Genomic DNA, 16,915 nt, shown 5'->3' with positions numbered 1-16,915 from the left:
CGGGGCGAAAAGTGCCGATGTACAGGGGCGGTCGGCTGTGGTACAATGGAGGAAATCATTGTTTGGATGCAGGAGGTGTACCGTGAACAGTCCATGGAGAGAATTGGGGCTGCCGGGTCCGTCGGATACGGAGACCATCAAGCGGGCCTATGCCCAGCGCCTCAAAGAGGTGCATCCCGAGGAGGACCCGGAGGGCTTCCAGGCGCTCCACCGGGCCTATCAGATGGCCCGGCGCATGGCCACGGACCGGCGGAACCGGCGGCCCATGCCGGTGTTTCAGGAGCCGGAGGGCCGTTCGGAACCCCAGGAGACGCCCACGGAATCGGAGGGGCAGGATGGTTCCGCCCTGGAGGACCAGGAGGAACCGCCGGAGCACGCCGGGCCGGAAGAACTGGACTTCTCCGCTCTGGAGGACCAGGCGGAGGAAGACGAGTCCCAGTCCGAGGACTGGGATTTTGAGGAGCTGCTGGAGGAGGAGGAACCGGAGGACCGGCCGCCGCCGGAGGAACTGCCCCATCAGGCAGAGGAATACGAGACCGTATGGGGCTACCACCGGAAAAAGCGCGGCGTGGACAAGATCATGCTGCTGATTGCGGCCTTGCTGATGCTTCTGGTGGTGGGCCGCCTGGCACTGCCGGAAGTGCTGAACAGTCTGGAAAAAAATACATATCCCAGGACCATCCTACAGCAGATGGAGGAGGACTGGGGGGTGGAAATCGTCTCGTCGCCCAACAACGACAAGCGGGAGGAACTGCGGTACCTCTACTGGCTGGAGGACAATCCGGAGATTCGATTCCAGGCCATCTACCGGGGCGGCCGGGACATGGAAGCGGGGCAGCTGGGATACGATACCAATTATCCCAACGTCCGGCTGTTTTGGCGGCTCCGGGACTTTGCGGCCCAGTGGCCCGCGTATTCGCTGAGCTTCAATGTGGAGCAGACAGACCACGAGGGCGAGGGGGCGTCGGGCGGTTCGCCGCCGTCGCTGTTTGTGTTCCAGATGCCCATGCACGGGGGTGAGGACTTTGTCCAGGCCCTGGGGGATGAACTGGAAGCCGTTTCCCAGGAGTCGTGGTATCAGAAGCAGATGCCGGAGTTCCGGGTGTACCTGGTCTATCGGGACAGTATCATCATCAACTACAACTCCACCACGGCCACGGAACCCTGCACCGGAGAGACGCTGCTGCTGCAATATGAGGAGCAATCGTCCCTGGCCCTGCTCCACTCCATCCTCTACTATGACGGGGTGGTGTACAAGGATTTCCCCGACGCCGACGGTTCCGAGGTGGTCCGCAGCGGACAGGCCACTTTTGGAGACGACGACTATTGGATGATGGTCTGTTGGGACCGGGACGGCAGCGGCCATTCCATAGATTACCTGCTGCGAAAGGATTTGACGGCGCTGTACTGTCAGCCCAGCCTGTACCCGGGATACCTGTCGGACCTGGCGCCCGCTGAGACGGTGACATTGGAGGACGGCACGCCGGTGACCGTCTACCGTCTGCCGGAATAACGAATACATACAAACAGGAGACAAGGCGCAGCCACATTGGGCTGCGCCTTGTCTCCTGTCAGGAATCCGGCTGCTCTTGCAGCAGCGCTTCCTCCGTCCGGAACGATTGTCGGGCCAGTTCGTTGGTGGTGCGCTGCATGGCATCGTCCAGGACGGCGCGGCATTCTGCCGTCCGGCCCATCTCCCGCAACACACGGATTTTCAAAATGGCCAGATAGTCCCGGGCGGGCAGATCATAGAACGCGGTCCGGTCCACACCGGGCATGGCTTCGCATTGGGCCAGCTGGGCCAGATAGGCGTCGGCGTCGTGGGACAGCTGGTATTGGAATACAGCCTTGTCGATCTGCTTTCCCAGACGTTGGGCCCGCACCCCCAAATAAATCCAGTAACACAGGCCCAGGAGGACCAGGGCCCCGCCCAGAACAAAGAGGACGGAGAGCAGGGAGGAGCCCTCCTCCGCCAGATACGCCTGGACCACCCATACCAGCAGGATGCCCCAGAGAAAAAAGACAAACAAGCGGAGCAGCCGGTTGTTGTTTCGCGATTTCATGTAAAAAGCCCTCCTGACCGTGCCGGTTTGCATGGTACCATTGTAACACCGGGCGGAGAAAATGGAAAGTCTCCTTTTGGGGCATCCGCGGACAGGAAAAAAGCGCCGCCGGTCAAAAGGGGGGAAGACCGGCGGCGCGAAAGGAATGGGCAGAGATAGAATGATTAGTCCACGGTGGAGTATTCGCCGTCCCACAGGACCTTGCGGAACTTGAGGGGATCGGTGTTGCCCTCGGTGGAGAACAGCAGTACCTGGCTGAACCGGTCTAGACCGATGGCGTCGCGGAGATCCTTGTACTCGTCGGTCTCCATCAGAGCGGCCAGCAGGCCCATGCCCACGGCGCCGGACTCACCGGAGATGACGGTGGGATCGCCCTTGACGGGGACGCCCAGCATCCGCATACCGCGGGCGCTGACCCAGTCGGGGCAGGAGACGAAGGCGGAGACGTGGTTGCGGAGGATATCCCAGGAGAGGATGTTGGGTTCGCCGCAGGCAAGACCCGCCATGATGGTCTGGAGATCGCCCTCCACAATGCGGGGTTTGCCGTCACCGGCCAGAGCGCCCTGGTACAGGCAGTCGGCGGCGCGGGCCTCCATGACGATGAACTTGGGGGGATTGTTGGGGAACAGGTTGGTGAAGTAGCCCACCACCGCGCCGGCCAGGGAACCGACGCCGGCCTGGATGAACACATGGGTGGGGCGGTTCACTTCCACCTGCCGCAGCTGCTCGGCGGCCTCGCTGGCCATGGTGCCGTAGCCCTGCATAATCCAGGAAGGAATCTCCTCGTAGCCCTCCCAGGCGGTGTCCTGGACGACAACGCCCAGCTTGGTCTCAGCGGCCTCGGCGGCGGCCATGCGGACACACTCGTCGTAGTTGACATCCTCGATGGTGACCGTGGCGCCCTCCTTGGCGATGTTGTCGTAGCGGGCCTGGCTGCTGCCCTTGGGCATGTGGACCACGGCCTTCTGACCCAGCTTGTGGGCGGCCCAGGCCACGCCGCGGCCATGGTTGCCGTCGGTGGCGGTGAAGAAGGTGGCCTGACCGAACTCCTCCCGGAACTGCTTGCTGGTCAGGTAGTCATACGTCATCTGGGAAACGTCAGCATCCATCTTTTGGGCGATGTACCGGGCCATGGCGAAGGAGCCGCCCAGAACCTTGAAGGCGTTGAGGCCGAAGCGGTAGGACTCGTCCTTGACATAGAGACCCCCCAGGCCGAGATACTTGGCCATGCCGTCGAGACAGGCCAGAGGCGTGACGGAATACTGGGGGAAGCTGCTGTGGAAAAACCGGGCCTTGGCCACGTTTTTCAGAGACATGATGGCAAGCTGCTTGTCATCGCTGGCCGGCATGTGGTTATCCACCCATTTGATCTGCTCTTTCATAGTACACTCCAATATACAAAAATTTTTTGAACAGCAAAAAATTTATTTGTTGTTGGAATCATCATATCATATTCCGCTGGGAAGTCAAGGGGGGAGCGGGGGAAATTTCGGAAAAATCCGTCAGGGGGCCAGGTTGCGGGCAGCGGTTTCCAGCTGTTCCGCCGTCAACTCCCAGTCAGCGCTGAGTCGGACCAGCCGCGTGTCCCAGCAGAGGATGTAGGAGGGGTAGCCTTTTGTATGCTGGTAGACGGCGGAGACGCCGGGCAGGGGGTCCCGGAGGGTGTAGCCGTCGCCGTAGCCTGGGTCGATGAGAAAGTCACGGCACAGATTATAGAATAGTGGGAATTTTACATCCACGATCTCATAGGACAGTTCCGGCAGATCGGCGTCATCAAAGGGGGCTTCCTCAGTACAGGCGAAGTCGTAGAGGAACAGAGAGCGGTCCACATGGACCCGTTGCACATAGCGGTCATCAGTTATCCCTGTCAGGTCCGCTATGGCCAGAGGGGCCGCAGTAATATCGTCTTCCTGATAAAACGCCGGGTTTCCTACGAGAGAGAAGACCAACATACACTGTAGCACGACTGTGAACAGGGTGGCGCCGATGTTGGCGACAATCGTCCACCGCCGGTTGACGTTGGCCGGGACGCCCCGCCGTTTCAATATTCCATGGGTGACGCCGGGAATGATAAAGATGGGGCACATGCCCGCCAGAATCACTACCAGCAGCAGACCATATCCCGGCATACGGGAGAACAGGAGGATATAGAGGATGGACAGGACCGCCGTGCCCACAATGACACGCAGCAGCCGGGCATGGCTCCGCACTGGGACGAACTCGCCCACGGCGGCGGCAGCTTTGGCCTTCCGATGCCACCGGCCATAGGTCACCAGCTCCGTCACATTGTACAGGGCCAGCAGCGTCCAGCAGATACCGCCCACCAGGGTGGCAGGGGAGGCCAGCAGATGGATGGGATTCCGCAGGACATTCCCCACCAGTACCCAGAAATTGAACAGAGCCACCAGCAGAGTGAACAGGTTGGGAATCCGGGTCTTCTTTGCCAACCGTTCCACGGTTTCCAGCACCAGCTGGGGGTCCGTCTCAATGGGCGGCGCGTCCTCGTCCTCGGTGTAAAACGCCTGTAACGGCCCGTTGGCCGCCGCCACCTCCCAGCCGCTTTGACGGCACAAATCCTGATATTCCTGCTGCCCCTCGCTGCCCTCCGGGTCAAAGACGGAAAAGGTGTCCTGGTATGTCACCGTAAACCGCAGCCGTTTCGGCTCCATGCGTCGGTAGTGCCAGCCAAAGGTGGTCATCCTTTCCAGCATCCAGCCACGGGCGGCCATTTCTTCCAAATGACGGCCCATGCCGTCCAAATCGTAAAAGCTGAAGTATTGAATATGAAAATGGTGCTTCCTCATGGTGTTTCCTCCTCTCCCATGACGCGCCGGAAGTCTGCCGCCTGACGGCACAGCCGGTCGTATTCCTTTTGCAGGGCTTCCACACCCTTGCCGGTCAGCCGGTAACTGCGCCGCCGTCCCTCAATGCGGGTCAGTACGATCATCCCCGCGTCACAGAACTGCTCCAACAGGTTGTAAAGGGTGCCTGCCCCAATGCGCACCCGGCCGCCGGTGCAGGCCGAAACCCAGTCCATAATATCCATACCGCACCGTTCCTCCCGCAAACACAGAAGAATATAGTACATTTGTTCCGTCAGTGTTTGGAATTTCTCTCTCGGCATGGCGGTCACCTCCTATAGCGAATATCGATAATACACAGGAAAGAAAAAAGGGGATTTCGCCCGTTGCGACGGGCGACCAGAGGCCCTGCCTCTGGACTCCGCGATTTTTTGAAAAAAATCGAGTAAAACTTTTAATGTTTTGGATTTTTTATTGGGTTTGGTGCAGTACGTTGGAAGAAGTGCGGTAACGCACTCAATCCATGCTTCGCATTGTTGCGGTGAGAGGGCCAAAGGCCCCGCAGTCCCGCCGGGACCGGGTTCCATCTGATCTCGCAGGAAGGGAGCGTACCTCTGCCGCCGATAGCTTTCCTTACTTGCAGTATAATATCGAATATCGATAATGTCAAGGGGATATTCCCCTTGCACCGTCGCCGGGGAGTGGATATAATATAGAAAACAGAGGAAAGCGAGAAGATAGCATGACGACAAAAGACTTTCAGACCAGGGGAAAATTATCCATTTTCCTCTCCTATTTCAAACCCCATTGGAAACTGTTCCTGCTGGATATCAGCTGTGCCTTTCTGATTTCCATGATTGATCTGGCGTTTCCGCTGGTGTCCCGGACAGCCATGTACGACCTTCTGCCCAATCAGGCGTACCGGACGTTCTTTACGGTTATGGCCATTGTGGTGGTGGCCTTTGTGCTGCGGTCCGTGCTGTATTATATTGTCACCTATCAGGGCCATATCTTCGGCATTCGGGTGGAAGCCGACATTCGCCGGGACCTGTTCGCCCATATGCAGAAGCTCAGCTATGGATTTTTCTCCCAGAACCGCACCGGCCAGCTCATGAGCCGTCTCACCAACGATCTGTTTGAAATCACCGAACTGGCCCACCACGGCCCCGAGGACCTGTTCATTGCCTCTGTGACCATCGTCGGCGCGTTGGTGATTATGTTTACCATCCAATGGCAGCTGGCCCTGGTGGTTACCATCATGATTCCCGTGTTTCTGGTGGTAATCGTCACCATGCGGGGCGCCATGCGCCGGGCATCCCACAAGGTCAAGCAGAAGACCGGCGCCATCAACGCCGATCTGGAATCGGGGCTGTCCGGCATCCGGACCGCCAAGGCGTTTGCCAGCGAGGGCGCGGAGCTGAACAAATTCGACCAGGCCAACGAGCAGTACAAAGGCTCCAAGACCCAGTATTATAAGGCCATGGGCCGGTTTATGGGCAGCATGGAACTGTTTATGACCCTTCTGAGTGTGGCCGTTATCACCGTCGGCGGCGGCCTGATTATGCAGGGGACCATGACCTATGTGGATTTGATCACGTTCAGCCTGTATATCACCACCTTTATCAACCCGGTCCGGAAGCTGGCGAACTTTGCCGAGCTGTTTTCCAATGGATTTGCCGGTCTCGACCGCTTTATTGAACTGATGGCCACGGAGCCCACCATTCAGGACGCGCCCAACGCCAAGCCCCTGGAGCGGGTGGAGGGCCGCATCACCATGGACCATGTGGACTTTGCCTATGAGGATGACGACCGGGAAGTTTTGCGGGACGTGTCCCTCACCGTGGAGCCCGGTGAGACCATCGCTGTGGTCGGCCCTTCCGGCGGCGGCAAGACCACCCTATGTCAGCTGATTCCCCGGTTCTACGACGTGACCGGCGGCAGCATCGCCATCGACGGCCACGACGTCCGGGAGGTCCAGCAGGATTCCCTCCACAAAAACATCGGCATTGTCCAGCAGGATGTATTTCTGTTCCCCAACACCGTGCTGGAAAATATCCGCTACGGTACCCCCAACGCCACCATGGAGCAGGTCATCGAAGCCGCCAAACGGGCTGAGATTTATGAGGATATCATGGCCATGCCCGAGGGTTTCCACACCTATGTGGGCGAACGGGGCACCCTCCTGTCCGGCGGCCAGAAGCAGCGCATTTCCATTGCGAGAATTTTCCTGAAGAACCCGCCCATTCTGATTTTGGACGAGGCCACCTCCGCGTTGGACTCCGTCACCGAAGCCAAAATCCAAAAGGCCTTCGACCAGCTGGCCCAGGGCCGTACCACCCTGATTATTGCCCACCGCCTTTCCACCATCCGCAATGCCACCCGCATTTTGGTGGTGTCCGACGGCGTCATTGCCGAATCCGGTACCCACGCCGAACTCCTGGAAAAAGGCGGCGCTTACGCCGAGTTGTACCGCACCCAGGCGGCGGTGACGAAGCTGTAATCGGTGCGGTAGGGGGGATTTCGCCCCGTGCGCGGGGCGACCGGGGGCGCCGCCCCCTGGACCCCTGCGATTTTTTGAAAAAAATCGAGTAAAACTTTTATAGTTTGGATTGATATTTTGATTTGGTGCGGTGGTTTGGAATGGGTGCGGCAACGCGCTCAATCCATGCTTCGCATTGTTGCGGTGAGAGGGCCAAAGGCCCATCAGCCCCGCCGGGAGAATGCTCCATGGGTTGGTACGGGTTTGCATTGGTGCGGCGGTGGACGATACCTGGCCCCGCCCTGGGGCATCGGGCCGCACACCCCATCATGGAACAGGAGAACAACCATGATTACCTTTCGGGAAATTGACAAAAGCAACTATATGGACTGCATCTGTCTCCAGGTGGCGGATGAGCAGAAAGGATTTGTGGCCGACAACGCCCGGTCTCTGGTGGAGGCCCAATTTGAGGAGGGGCTGTACACCCGCGCCATCTATGCCGATGACACAATGGTGGGATTTCTCCTGTTTGACTATGACCCGGAGATTCCCGGCTGGTCCCTAAGCCGCATGATGATCGGTGCCCAGTATCAGGGCCGGGGCTATGGCACAGCGGCGGTCAAAGCCTTTTTGCAGTACCTCCGGGACACCATGGGCATCCGGGAACTGTACCTCTGTGTGGAACTGGAAAACACCGTGGCCGCCGCTCTGTATCACAAGTTGGGGTTCCAAGACGTGGGAACGGTGGAATACGACTTTGACGGCGTCCACTATCGGGAAACTCGGATGAAAATTGAACTATAAAACAAACTGGCCCCGGATTCCATGGGAATCCGGGGCCATTGAAAGTTTTACTCGATTTTTTCAAAAAATCGCGGGGGTCCAGGGGGCAGCGCCCCCGGTCGCGCCTCACAAGGCGCGAAACACCCGCCCGCCGCAGCGGGCGAAACACCCTCTTTACGCCTCCACCCGGAAATCCAGGGTGATGCTGTCGATGGAGGGAATCAGCTGACGGTAGGTGACGCCGGCGGCGTCCATCATCCGTTTGGAAGCCAGGGTGGCGGCTGTCGAAGCGTACTTGTCCGACAGATATACCACCTCCCGGATACCCGATTGGATGATGGCCTTGGCGCACTCATTGCAGGGGAACAGGGCCACATAAATGGAGGCGTCCTTGAGACTTTTGCCGTTGCAGTTGAGAATGGCGTTCAGCTCCGCGTGGACCACAAAGGGGTATTTGGTGTCGTCGCCGTCCCGTTCCCAGGGAAATTCGTCGTCGCTGCACCCCTTGGGGAACCCGTTGTAGCCGGTGGAAAGGATGATGTTGTCGGGGCTGACGATGCAGGCGCCCACCTGGGTGTTGGGGTCCTTGGACCGCTTGGCAGCCAGCATGGCAACGCCCATAAAGTATTCATCCCAGTTGATATAGCCTTGTCGTTTCATTCTGCCGGTACCTCGCTGTCGGTGGTGCCGCCGTCATCGGTGGTCGTGGGAGCGGCTGCTGTGTTGGGAGCGGCGTAGGTGGATTCGGTGTTGGTGGCCAGATGCTCCAGCGCGGCCTCCATGGCCGTCTTGACCTCCTCCGTGGGGTTGCCGTTCAGAACGTCATAAATACCCCGGATTTCATAGCGGTTGATGGCCGATTCTCCGTTATCAAAGAAGTAGATAGGCACATATTCCGCTTTGGAAATGGTGGTGCTGTCGTTGGTCTTGGTGAATTCCAGATTGAGCACAACGCTCTCATTGACATCGGTGCTGTCGCGGTTCATGGCCCCCATGAAGTTGCCCAGGGAGTAGGCCACAAAGACCTGCTTTTCCTTGCCGTCCACGGTGACGGTCTGCATCTCCATCTTGCCCACGATGTGGGGATGGCTGCCGATGATGACGTCCACGCCGTTCTGGGCCAGGGTATTGGTGATCTGCTTCTGGGTAGCGCTGATTTCCGTCTCGTATTCGCTGCCCCAGTGGACCATGGCCACAATCACGTCGGGGTCCTTGGCCTTGGCGGCTTCCACGGCGGCGGTGATGCCTGCGGTGTTGACGGTGTTATAGGTGGTGGCGTAATCGGTGTACAGCAGGTCCACGCTGTATTCCGATCCTTCGGGGACCGTCAGGTTGTTGACGCCCTTGGTGAAGCCGATAAAGGCCATACGGATGCCGTTGACCTCCTTGACCACCACTTGATTCTCCGTCTTATCCTCAGAGGACAGATAGGTGCCCAGAGAGGACATACCGTTCTCCCGGATGACCTGGACGGTGCTTTGCAGTCCCGCCATACCGTTCTGGATGGAATAGGTGTTGGCCGTTTGCAGGATATCCACGCCGAGACCGGCCAAGGTGGTAGCCAGGGATTCGGGCGCCCGGAAATAGGGATATCCGGCGGGTTCTCCGGCGAAGTTGGCCTCGAAGTTGGCCACGGTCACATCGGCGGCCGTCAGCAGGGAACTGACGGGGGCCAGAGCCGGCAGGAAGTTGTAGGTGCCGTCGGCTTCCTTGGCGTCGGCCAGCTGGGCGTCGTAGATCATGATATCGCCCACGGCGGAGAGGGTGGCCGTAGAGGAAGTGGGCAGGGCCGGGGTGTCGTTGGTGTCCTGCTGCTGCGTCTGCTGCTGGGTATCGTTGTCGGCGGGAGGCGTTTTGTCGCCGCCGCAGCCGCGGGCAACGAGAACGATGATCAGAAGAATCACCAGGGCGGCCAGGCCCAGGATGATGCGTTGGCGGATAATGCGCCGCCGTTTGGCCTCAATGCGTTTGAGACGGCGAGCCTCCAGGCGCTGTTCATTGCGCTCATAGTCGGAGGGGTTATAATCAAAATCAGCCATAGGAGTACCTCCTTCATGCTATACTTTGATACTATTCTACAATAAATGACCGAAATACACAATGGATTTTTGAAAATTGCAAAAAACTTGGCGAATAGGCTCGTTTGTGGTATACTGTCGGGGAAAGGTGGTCGAGAACATGCGAAAAAAGCGGCGTAGCACACCGCCCGCAACGATTTTGCTGATTTTTATTGTGGTGGCCGTGATCTTCGGCGTCCTCTTCGGCGCGTTTGAGCTGGTGGGCCGGTACCTGCGGAACGAGCCGGAGCCGGAACCGGAGACGGTGGAAACGGACGAGCCCTGGCATCCTACAGAACTGATTCCCGGCCTGCCGGTCAACGAGTATGACGCCGACGCGTTCCGTTGGGACGGCAGTTATCTGGTATACGATGGTCCGGAGACAGCCCACCGTGGTATTGACGTTTCGGACCATCAGGGGACAATTGACTGGGCCGCTGTGGCCTCCGACGGTGTGGAGTACGCCATGCTGCGGGTGGGCTACCGGGGCTACACCGAAGGCACGACCTCGCTGGACGCGAAATTTTATGACAATGTGGCCGGAGCCAGGGAGAATGGCATCGCCGTGGGCGTCTATTTCTTCTCCCAGGCCATCACCCCGGAGGAGGCCCGGGAGGAAGCCGACATCGTCCTGCGGGCCATCGAGGGCCTGAATATCACCTATCCCATTGTGTTCGACTGGGAGGATGTGGGCCAGCCCCACGCCCGTACCGCCAACATGACCCAGCAGCAGCTCACCGACTGCGCCAAGGCGTTCTGTGCGGAAATTGAAGCCGCCGGATATACGGCCGGTATCTATTTTAACCAGATTTTCGGTTATCAGTGGTTCATGCTGCCGGAATTGACCGATTATGTCTTCTGGCTGGCCGAATACGGCAGCGCCCCGGACTTTGTCTACGATTTCAAAATGTGGCAGTACACCAACGAAGGCACCGTCTCCGGCATCGAGGGCGGCGTGGACCTGAACCTCAGCTTCTGGGAGCCGGAGCAATAGGGAAGCCCGGTTCGTGGGGATTTCGCCCCGTGCGCGGGGCGACCGGGGGCGCCGCCCCCTGGACCCCTGCGATTTTTTGAAAAAAATCGAGTAAAACTTTTTAATTTTGGGGGAGTGTTATTTTAGTGGTTTGGTGCGGTGGCTCGGAATGGGTGCGGCAGCGCCCTCAATCCATGCTTCGCATTGTTGCGGTGGGAGGGCCAAAGGCCCCTCAGCCCCGCCGGTACACTTGCACGGATACCCCTATATAAACAGTTCTGGCCCTGGATTCCGTGGGAATCCAGGGCCATTGAAAGTTTTACTCGATTTTGGGCAGTCTGATACCCGTTGGCAAGAGTTGTCGGTGAGTTTTTTTCGTCAGAGCAAGGTGTGGATTTGCAGCCATACTGGATGTATGGCAAAAAGCCACACCGCAGCTATGGCGGAAAAGGCCCAGCGACAACCGCAGACACACGGGTGTCGGATTGCCTGATACAAAAAATCGCGGGGGTATGGGGGCAGAGCCCCCGGAAAAAGTCCCCTTACTTGCTGGGCTTGAAGCTGTCTTTCAGGCTGACGGCGCGGTTGAACACCAAATGGTCCGGGGTGGAATCCTTGGAGTCGGCGCAGAAGTAGCCCAGGCGCATGAACTGGAAGCGGTCGGCGGGCTGGGTATTGGCCAAAGCGGCTTCCACCTTGCAGTCGGTGAGGACCTCCAGGGAATGGGGGTTCAGGCACTCCAGAAAATCCTTGTCGCCCGCGTCGGGTTCGGCGTCGGCAAACAGGTTTTCGTACAGACGGACCTCGGCGGTGCGGCAGGTGGCGGCGTCCACCCAGTGGATGGTAGCGCCCTTGACCTTGCGGCCGTCGGCGGGGTCGCCGCCGCGGCTGTCGGGGTCGTAGACGGCCTCAATCTCCGTGACATTGCCCGCATCGTCGGTCTTGTAACCGGTGCAGCGGATCAGATACGCGCCCTTCAGGCGGCACTCGGGGCCGTCGGGGTAGAGACGCTTGAATTTGGGCACTGGCTCAGTGAGGAAGTCGTCGGCCTCCACATACAGCTCCCGGGAGAAGGACACTTCCCGGCTGCCGGCGGCAGGGTCGTTGGGATGGTTCTCCACGGTGAAGGTCTCGGTCTGGCCCTCGGGGTAGTTGGTGATGACCAGCTTGACGGGCCGCAGAACCGCCATGACGCGGCGGGCCGTCTCGTTGAGATCCTCCCGGAGACAGTGCTCCAGGAACGCGTATTCCACGGTGGAGGCGGACTTGGCCACGCCGATGCGCTCGCAGAAATTGCGGATGGAGGCGGGGGTGTAGCCACGGCGGCGCAGACCGCAGAGGGTGGGCATTCGGGGGTCATCCCAACCGGCCACCTTGCCGTCCTCCACCAAGGCTCTCAGCTTCCGCTTGGACATGACCGTGTGATCGATGCCCAGACGGGCAAACTCGATCTGCCGGGGCTTGGCGGGCAGGTCGCAGTTGTCCACCACCCAGTTGTAGAGGGGCCGGTGGGCCTCAAACTCCAGGGAGCACAGGGAATGGGTGATACCCTCCAGGGCGTCCTCGATGGGGTGGGCGAAGTCGTACATGGGGTAGATGCACCACTTGTCCCCCTGACGGTGGTGGTGCTTGTGGTTGATGCGGTAGATGACCGGGTCGCGCATATTGAAGTTGCCGGAGGCCAGATCGATCTTGGCCCGCAGCGTCATGGCGCCGTCGGGGAACTCCCCGGCCCGCATACGCTGGAACAGGTCCAGGCTCTCTTCCATGGGCCGGTCCCGATAGGGGCTCTGGGCGGGGGTGCCCACATCGCCGCGCATGTCCCGCATCTGCTCGGGGGTCAGCTGGCAGACGTAGGCCAGACCTTTTTTAATGAGGTCCACGGCGCACTCGTACATCTTCTCAAAGTAATCCGAGGCGTAGAAGAACCGGTCGCCCCAGTCGAAGCCCAGCCAGCGGATATCCTCCTGGATGGCTTCCACATATTCCACATCCTCCTTGGTGGGATTGGTGTCGTCCATGCGGAGGTTGCACAGGCCGTTGTACTTCTCGGCGGTGCCGAAGTCGATGACCAGGGCCTTGCAGTGGCCGATGTGCAGATAGCCGTTAGGCTCCGGCGGGAACCGGGTGTGCACGGTCATACCCTCATATTGACCGCCGGCGGCAATGTCCTCGTCGATGAAGGCGTGGATAAAGTTGCGGTATTCCGGGGTCTTGATTTCTTCTGCCATAGTTTCCGTCCTCTCCGCCGCCGCAGCGGCGTAATAATCGTCAGTATTGGAATATTATACCCGAAAGACCGCGGCGGTGCAATCCTGAAATGAATTTTTTGCACCGCGAGATCACGGTATTCCGGATGGAGGAGGTTGTGGGCGCGTCTACAAAAATGAGAAAAGGAACTTCCGGTTGTTCCGGCATGTTTCGCCGGGAAAAAGTAAATAATCTATAAACTCCGGCGGGAAATGAAAATTTCCTCTTTTCAATCGGCCCTGGATATTATAGAATAGGGTAAGAAACTGAAAACAGGAGAGGCTGTTATGAGTGAAATCAAATATAAACGCGTTCTTTTGAAGATCAGCGGCGAGGCCCTGGCCGGTGACCAGCACCGCGGACTGGACTTCAATGTTATCGGCGGCGTCTGCGACGTCATCAAGAAGTGTGTGGAAGCCGGCGTCCAGGTGGGCGTCGTCGTGGGCGGCGGCAACTTCTGGCGCGGCCTCAAGGACGGCGGCGACCGGATGGAGCGGGTCCGTGCCGACCAGATGGGTATGCTGGCCACCGTCATCAACTGTCTGGCCGTGGCCGATTGTCTGGAGCAGCGGGATGTGCCCGTGCGGGTCCAGACGGCGGTGGAGATGAACAAGATTGCCGAGCCCTATATCCGCGGCAAGGCCCTGCGCCATCTGGAAAAGGGCCGTGTGGTCATCTTCGGCTGCGGCACCGGCAACCCCTATTTTTCCACCGATACCGGCGCCGTACTCCGCGCTGCGGAAATCGATGCCGACGTGATTTTGCTGGCCAAGAACATTGACGGCGTCTACAGCGCCGATCCCCTCAAGGACCCCACCGCCGTCAAGTACGACGAAATCACCTATGATGAGGTTCTGGCCAAGCATCTCATGGTCATGGACACCACGGCAACATCCCTGTCCATGGACAACCACATTCCCATTGTGCTCTTCGCCCTCAAGGACCCGGAGAATATTTACCGCGTCATCATGGGTGAGAAAATCGGTACTATCGTGAAGGAGGAATTTTAACATGGCAGATTATTCCGCATACAGCCATAAGATGGATAAGACCCTGGAGGTTCTGGCCGCCGACTTCGGCGCCGTTCGCGCCGGCCGCGCCAACGCCCAGGTCCTGGACCGCATCAGTGTGGAATACTATGGTGTGGATACTCCCGTCGGTCAGGTGGCGTCCATTTCGTCCCCCGACGCCCGGACCCTGGTCATTCAGCCCTGGGACGGCACCCTGCTCAAGCCCATTGAGAAGGCCATTCTCACCTCCGATCTGGGCATCAACCCCCAGAATGACGGCCGGATTATTCGTCTGGTGTTTCCCCAGCTCAATGAGGACCGCCGTAAGGAGTTGACCAAGCAGGTCAAGAAGTACGGCGAGGACGCCAAGGTTGCCATCCGCAATGTCCGCCGCGAAGCCATGGACGCCTTCAAGAAGCAGCAGAAGAAGGGCGAGATCACCGAGGACGACCAGAAGAAGTGCGAGAAGGACTTGCAGGACATGACCGACAAGTATATCAAGAAGATTGACGATATGTGCGTGGTCAAGGAAAAGGAACTGATGGAGCTGTAAGTTCCGTATTTATGAGGAGAGGGGCCGCCGTAGGGCGGCCTTTCCCATCGAAAGGTGAAGATATGGGAATTTTTACGAAAAAAACCATCGAAGCGCCCGTCGTGGTGCCGCGCCATGTGGCCATCGTCCTCGACGGCAATGGCCGCTGGGCTCAGAAGCGGGGATTGCCGCGGACGGCGGGCCATGCCGCCGGCAGCGAGAATTTCCGACGCATTGCCACCTATTGCCGGGACATTGGCATGGAGCATCTGACGGTGTACGCCTTTTCCACCGAGAACTGGAAGCGGTCCGAGGAAGAGGTATCGGCCATCATGGGCCTGTTGAAGAAGTATCTGCTGGAAGCGCTGGAGAAGATGGAAAAGGACCGGATTCGCCTGAACTTTTTCGGCGATCTCAGCCGCATTCCGGCGGAATTGCAGGAGCTGGCCAATCGGACGCTGGAGACGTCCACCCATTACCAGGGCTTCCAGGCCAACGTCTGTCTCAACTACGGCGGTCGGGATGAGATTCTGCGGGCCGCGAAAAAATTTGCCGCCGACTGCGCGGCAGGGAAGTGCAGCCCCGACGATTTGAATGAGGGGATGTTCTCGAACCTGCTGGATTCCGCAGGCATTCCCGATCCGGACCTGGTCATCCGGCCCAGCGGGGAGCTGCGCCTGTCCAATTTCCTCCTGTGGCAGTCGGCCTACAGCGAGTTTTATTTCACCGATGTGCTGTGGCCCGACTTCGACGAAAAGGAACTCAACAAGGCCCTGGCGGCCTATGCCCAGCGGGACCGCCGCTTCGGCGGCGTCAAAAAGAAGTAAGGGGAGGAAACGCAAGTGTTTCAACGTGTGATGGTTGCCGTCGTCGGCATTCCGTTTCTGCTGCTGGTATTGCTGTGGATGCCCGATTGGGCCCCGGCCATTCTGGTCACGGCCATGTGCGCCCTGGGCGCCCACGAGCTGCTCCACGCCGTGGGCGTGAACAACCGGCCCCTTCGCTGGACCAGCGTCCTGGCGGCGGTCTTGGTCTCGGCGGAGATCTACGCCACGGCCTGGCTGGACCGCAGTTTCCTGCCGCTGCTGGCCCTGGTGTTTGTCTTCGCCCTTTTCGGCCTGGCCATCGGCAACTATGGAAAGCCTACCGCCATCCCCTTCGGCCATCTGACCATGGCGTTGTTTGCGGGCCTGGTGTTCCCCTCCATGCTGGGCTGTCTCCTGCGGTTGCGGCTGGTCTATGAGCTGGGCCCGGCCCTGGCCTTTGTCCCCCTTTGCATTTCCTTCGGCAGCGATACGTTTGCGCTGTTCGCCGGGATGCTCTTCGGCAAACACAAGCTGGCCCCCCACGTCAGCCCCAAAAAGACCGTGGAGGGCGGCATCGGCGGTCTCGTCGGCGGCGTCTTCGGCATGGCCCTCATGTGGGCCATCATCCACTGGACCATCGGCTATGATCTATGTACCTGGTGGGAGGCCGTCATTCTGGGCGTCGTGGGCAGCGCCATCAGCCAGATGGGCGACCTAAGCTTCTCCGTCATCAAGCGGGAATTCGGCGTCAAGGACTACGGCAAATTGCTCCCCGGCCACGGCGGCATCCTGGACCGCTTCGACAGCGTCACCTTCGTGTCCCCCTGCATCTGGCTGCTGCTCACGATGTGGATTCTGCGGTAAAGGAGTTTCGCCCGTTGCGACGGGCGACCGGGGGCGCCGCCCCCTGGACCCCTGCGATTTTTGAAAAAATCGAGTAAACTTTTATCGCTTAGATTGTGTTGGTGATTTGGCGCTCTGCCGCTAAATTTCTGCGGTATGGCTCTGAATCCATGCTTCGCATTGCTGCGGCGTTGGATAGAGCGTGTGTACGGCTACAGAAGTGCTGCCCCTGGAATACTATTTTCTGGACATGGATTCCACGGGAATCCATGTCCTATTGAAAGTTTTACTCGATTTTTTTCAAAAAATCGCGGGGTG

Annotated in this window: 15 protein-coding genes; 8 read left to right on the top strand and 7 right to left on the bottom strand. The window is 59.0% G+C overall.

Going from position 1 to position 16,915, the window contains the following annotated elements; genetic code table 11:
* Positions 1-82 precede the first annotated feature (82 nt).
* Positions 83-1,513 (top strand): hypothetical protein, encoded by a 1,431-nt coding sequence (locus ACTQ33_RS00505; RefSeq protein ID WP_441461168.1) that lies wholly within the window; start codon positions 83-85, stop codon positions 1,511-1,513.
* A 58-nt stretch (positions 1,514-1,571) separates the two neighbouring features.
* On the opposite strand, the gene ACTQ33_RS00500 is transcribed toward ACTQ33_RS00505, so the two are convergent.
* From ACTQ33_RS00500 to ACTQ33_RS00485, 4 genes are all read right to left on the bottom strand, one after another.
* The gene (locus ACTQ33_RS00500; protein ID WP_441461166.1) at positions 1,572-2,063 is read right to left on the bottom strand and encodes a hypothetical protein; all 492 of its coding nucleotides are present in this window, start codon (positions 2,061-2,063) and stop codon (positions 1,572-1,574) included.
* Positions 2,064-2,227: 164 nt separating this feature from the next.
* Positions 2,228-3,445, bottom strand: a complete 1,218-nt coding sequence (gene dpaL, locus ACTQ33_RS00495) for a diaminopropionate ammonia-lyase (RefSeq protein WP_441461164.1) — start codon at positions 3,443-3,445, stop codon at positions 2,228-2,230.
* A gap of 120 nt (positions 3,446-3,565) precedes the next feature.
* The gene (locus tag ACTQ33_RS00490) at positions 3,566-4,867 is read right to left on the bottom strand and encodes a DUF2812 domain-containing protein (protein ID WP_441461162.1); all 1,302 of its coding nucleotides are present in this window, start codon (positions 4,865-4,867) and stop codon (positions 3,566-3,568) included.
* Complete coding sequence (locus tag ACTQ33_RS00485) at positions 4,864-5,187, bottom strand: PadR family transcriptional regulator (protein WP_441461160.1); 324 nt, start codon at positions 5,185-5,187, stop codon at positions 4,864-4,866. The genes ACTQ33_RS00490 and ACTQ33_RS00485 overlap by 4 nt, the downstream gene beginning before the upstream one ends.
* A gap of 419 nt (positions 5,188-5,606) precedes the next feature.
* Between ACTQ33_RS00485 and ACTQ33_RS00480 the strand changes: the two genes are divergently transcribed.
* Together ACTQ33_RS00480 and ACTQ33_RS00475 are read left to right on the top strand one after the other, a co-directional pair.
* Positions 5,607-7,364, top strand: a complete 1,758-nt coding sequence (locus ACTQ33_RS00480) for an ABC transporter ATP-binding protein (RefSeq protein ID WP_441461158.1) — start codon at positions 5,607-5,609, stop codon at positions 7,362-7,364.
* Positions 7,365-7,691: 327 nt separating this feature from the next.
* Positions 7,692-8,147, top strand: coding sequence for a GNAT family N-acetyltransferase (locus tag ACTQ33_RS00475; protein WP_441461156.1), 456 nt, complete (start codon positions 7,692-7,694; stop codon positions 8,145-8,147).
* Between the two features lie 153 nt (positions 8,148-8,300).
* Here the strand turns inward: ACTQ33_RS00475 and ACTQ33_RS00470 are convergent, their stop codons facing one another.
* A complete protein-coding gene (locus ACTQ33_RS00470) occupies positions 8,301-8,786 on the bottom strand; it encodes a deoxycytidylate deaminase (RefSeq protein WP_441461154.1) in 486 nt (161 codons plus the stop codon).
* Positions 8,783-10,165 (bottom strand): CapA family protein, encoded by a 1,383-nt coding sequence (locus tag ACTQ33_RS00465; RefSeq protein ID WP_441461152.1) that lies wholly within the window; start codon positions 10,163-10,165, stop codon positions 8,783-8,785. The genes ACTQ33_RS00470 and ACTQ33_RS00465 overlap by 4 nt, the downstream gene beginning before the upstream one ends.
* A 139-nt stretch (positions 10,166-10,304) precedes the next feature.
* On the opposite strand from ACTQ33_RS00465, the gene ACTQ33_RS00460 reads away from it, so the two are divergent.
* The gene (locus ACTQ33_RS00460; protein ID WP_441461150.1) at positions 10,305-11,177 is read left to right on the top strand and encodes a glycoside hydrolase family 25 protein; all 873 of its coding nucleotides are present in this window, start codon (positions 10,305-10,307) and stop codon (positions 11,175-11,177) included.
* A 521-nt stretch (positions 11,178-11,698) separates the two neighbouring features.
* Here ACTQ33_RS00460 and ACTQ33_RS00455 read toward each other — a convergent pair.
* Positions 11,699-13,387: a glutamine--tRNA ligase/YqeY domain fusion protein gene (locus tag ACTQ33_RS00455; RefSeq protein WP_441461149.1), complete on the bottom strand. Its 1,689-nt coding sequence runs from the start codon at positions 13,385-13,387 to the stop codon at positions 11,699-11,701.
* Between the two features lie 306 nt (positions 13,388-13,693).
* Here ACTQ33_RS00455 and pyrH point away from each other — a divergent pair, with 306 nt between their 5' ends.
* The 4 genes from pyrH (at position 13,694) to ACTQ33_RS00435 (ending at position 16,618) form a co-directional block, all read left to right on the top strand.
* Positions 13,694-14,416 carry a UMP kinase gene (pyrH, locus tag ACTQ33_RS00450; protein WP_441461147.1) on the top strand — a complete coding sequence of 241 codons (723 nt, stop codon included), beginning with the start codon at positions 13,694-13,696 and terminating at the stop codon, positions 14,414-14,416.
* Position 14,417: 1 nt separating this feature from the next.
* Entirely contained in the window at positions 14,418-14,969 is a 552-nt protein-coding gene (gene frr, locus ACTQ33_RS00445) for a ribosome recycling factor (RefSeq protein ID WP_441461146.1), read from the top strand.
* Positions 14,970-15,031: 62 nt separating this feature from the next.
* Complete coding sequence (locus ACTQ33_RS00440) at positions 15,032-15,775, top strand: isoprenyl transferase (protein ID WP_441461144.1); 744 nt, start codon at positions 15,032-15,034, stop codon at positions 15,773-15,775.
* Between the two features lie 15 nt (positions 15,776-15,790).
* Positions 15,791-16,618 (top strand): phosphatidate cytidylyltransferase, encoded by an 828-nt coding sequence (locus ACTQ33_RS00435; RefSeq protein WP_441461142.1) that lies wholly within the window; start codon positions 15,791-15,793, stop codon positions 16,616-16,618.
* Positions 16,619-16,915 lie beyond the last annotated feature (297 nt).

It is taken from the genome of Candidatus Avoscillospira sp. LCP25S3_F1, assembly GCF_052117125.1.
Taxonomy (GTDB): domain Bacteria; phylum Bacillota; class Clostridia; order Oscillospirales; family Oscillospiraceae; genus Avoscillospira_A.
This window is presented reverse-complemented; position numbering and strand designations above follow the sequence as displayed.